Below are 2790 nucleotides of genomic sequence, written 5' to 3'. Positions count from 1 at the left end.
GCTCGCGCCGGTCGTGGGCAGAAGCTCCGCTTGCTGCGAGGCGAGTTTGGCACGGCCTTCTCGCACCCGCGCTTCCGCCGCCGCGAGATCGGGGCTCGCGGCAAGCGCCGCCGTCTCCAGACGGTCGAGCGTCGGGTCGGCCAGCACCGTCCACCAGTCGGCGACGGAGATTGCGGCACCACTCCGCACGCCCTGCCCCCGCACGAAAGCCTCGCCCGAGGCCGCGGCCATGGACGGCGGGCCCTTATAGTCCGGCCCCACCATGCAGCCCTGGAGCAGCAGCGCGGAACAAGCCACAAGCAACCCTGCCCGGCCGCGTATCATCGCGCCCATGTCAATGCCCGCCCAACACAGCGTCGGCCTGCCGCCGTGGTGTTTTCAAGAGGAGGGTGAGCGGAATAGAGGCGAGGAGCGCGACACCCAGCACCCAGAAGCAATCCGAATAGGTCATGACGAGAGATTGAAGATCGATGGTCTGTGAAAGAGAAGCGAGCGCCTGGCTCTGCGCATAGGCCTGGTCCGCGCCGTTCCGCGCGAAGCTTGCAGTCATCGCCGAGAGCCGCTCCTGCACCAGGGGAGCATTGGCATCGAGCGTGCTGCGCAGGATGTCGGTGTGGAACTCGTCGCGCCGGTCGATGAAGGTGCCGAGAAGGGCGAGGCCGATGGAGCCGCCCAGGTTGCGCGCCATGTTGTAGAGGCCGGCGGCATCGGGCGCGTCCTCCTTGCTCACGGCGCCGACCGAGGCCTGGTTCAAGGGCAGAAGGGAGAGCATCTGCCCGGTACCGATGAGGAGCTGAGACGCGACGAAGGCCGCGCCGTCGCTCTCCCCGGTCAGATGCAGATTGAGAAAGCATCCGCCGGCGAAGCAGAGGAGACCGATGATGACGGAGATTCGGAGATTCATCTTCTCCAGCATCCTGGGCAGAATCGGCATCAGGAGAAAGGCAGGAATGCCAGACAGGACCAGCACCCGCCCCGTCTGCAGCGCGTTGTAGCCCGAGACGGTGCCGAGGAACTGCGGCAGGACGTACAGCATTCCGTAGAGGGCGGTGCCGATCGTCAGCACGATAACGATCACGCTTGCATAGCTGCGTTCAAGCAGAAGGCGCAGCTTGATCACCGGATGCGGCGCGGTTGCCTGCGCGACCATCAACAGGATGAAACCGATGACGGAAGCGACAGAGAGAATGCAGATGAGATCGGAATCGAACCACTGCTCCCGCTGACCCTCTTCCAGCACCACTGTCAGTGAGCTGAGGCAGGTGGCGAGGCCCAGGATGCCGAGCCAATCAGCCGTGCGCAGCACCTCCCAGCGGATCTTTTCGTGCTTCAGGCCGATCAAAAGAAGCGTCATCAGCCCGATCGCAACGGGCAGGTTGATGAAGAAACACCATCGCCAGCTGACATTCTCGGTCAGCCAGCCGCCGAGCACGGGCCCCGCCAGCGGTCCGAGGAGCACGATGAGGCCGAAGATCGCCATGCCGACCGGCATCTGCCGCGCTGGCAGGCGGGTGCGGATGATGGTCTGCGCGGCCGGGATCAAAGCGCCGCCGGTAAAGCCCTGGCCGACGCGGCCGAGGATCATCATGGGCAGGCTATGCGACAGGCCGCAGGTCATGGAAAAGACGGTAAAGGTCACGACGCTGATCAGCAGCAGCGTGCGCGTGCCAAGCAACCGGGTGAGCCAGGCAGTGAGCGGGATGATGACAACTTCGGAGACGAGATAGCCGGTCGAAATCCAGGTGCCTTCGGTTCCCGTGGCGCCGATCTCGCCCTGGATCTCGGGCAGGGCGGAATTGACGATCGAAATGTCGAGCGTCGCCACCAGCGCGCCGAGCGCGCCGGCAAAAACCGCGATCCAGTCGGCCGTGCTCGCTTTTTGCGGCTCACTCATGTCCTGTCGTCAGCCTTCTGCGCCGTATCGATCGTGACCGTGGCCGAGAGGCCCGGAACGAGCCATATCTTTGTGTCATCATCCGTCTGCAGATGCAGCCGCACCGGCACGCGCTGCACGATCTTGGTGAAGTTGCCCGTCGCATTCGTCGGCGGCAGGATGGAGAATTGCGCGCCCGTACCGGGGGCCATGCTCTGCACCACCGCATCCAGGCTGCGCCCCCCGAGCGCATCGACCGAGACAACGGCGCGCTGGCCGATGCGAATGCGGGCGAGCTGAGTCTCCTTGAAATTGGCGGTGACGTAGATGTTCTGGACCGGGACGAGTGTGAGCAACCGCGTGCCGGGCTGGACATATTGGCCGACGCGGACCGTCCGGTCCCCGACCCTGCCTGCGATACTGGCCGTGATCTCGGTATGGGCGACATCGAGCCGGGCAGAGGCGACGGCGGCCTGCGCCGCTTCCGCCTGGGCACGCGCCTGTGCGATCTGGGCGCGGGTCGTCTCGACCTGGCTTTGGGCGGCCGAAAGTGCCGCGCTATCGGTCGCGACCGTTGCCTGTGCACGGTCGCGCTGATTGACCATCTGGGCGAGTTTTTCCTGCGGCTCGGCGCCCGTCGCGGCAAGTCCGCGATAGCGTGTCGCCTCATGGGCGGCGTAGGCGGCATCCACCTGATCGCCCTTGAGGCGGGCGCGCGCCTGGTCGACCCCGGCCAGTTGCTGTTGCAGCTGCGCCTCGGCGACCGTGACATCGGCGTTCCGGGCATCCTGGGCCGCCATTTGCTGGGTCAGGGTCGCCCGATAGTTTTCGGGATCGATGCGGACCAGCGGCTGGCCCGCCGCCACGGCCTGGTTGTCGGCCACCAGAACGGCACTGACATAGCCCGAGACTCGGGG

The 2790-nt window shown here is 65.8% G+C and carries 2 protein-coding genes and 1 pseudogene; all 3 read right to left on the bottom strand.

Annotated features, from left to right (window positions below; translation table 11 throughout):
* Window positions 1-333: pseudogene (locus tag VL752_RS07420) on the bottom strand (hypothetical protein); the annotation flags it as partial.
* Window position 334: 1 nt separating this feature from the next.
* Window positions 335-1894 (bottom strand): DHA2 family efflux MFS transporter permease subunit, encoded by a 1560-nt coding sequence (locus tag VL752_RS07415; RefSeq protein WP_325353696.1) that lies wholly within the window; start codon window positions 1892-1894, stop codon window positions 335-337.
* Window positions 1891-2790 (bottom strand): HlyD family secretion protein (locus VL752_RS07410; RefSeq protein WP_325353694.1); only part of this gene is annotated, 900 nt, incomplete at its 5' end. The genes VL752_RS07410 and VL752_RS07415, both read right to left, overlap by 4 nt.

The sequence above is a fragment of the Acidisoma sp. genome, assembly GCF_035492295.1.
In the GTDB taxonomy this organism is placed as follows: Bacteria; Pseudomonadota; Alphaproteobacteria; order Acetobacterales; family Acetobacteraceae; genus Acidisoma.
This window is presented reverse-complemented; position numbering and strand designations above follow the sequence as displayed.

Coding starts and splice junctions, on each gene's coding strand:
- VL752_RS07415 (WP_325353696.1), bottom strand. CDS start 1,894: ATGAGTGAGCCGCAAAAAGCGAGCACGGCCGACTGGATCGCGGTTTTT.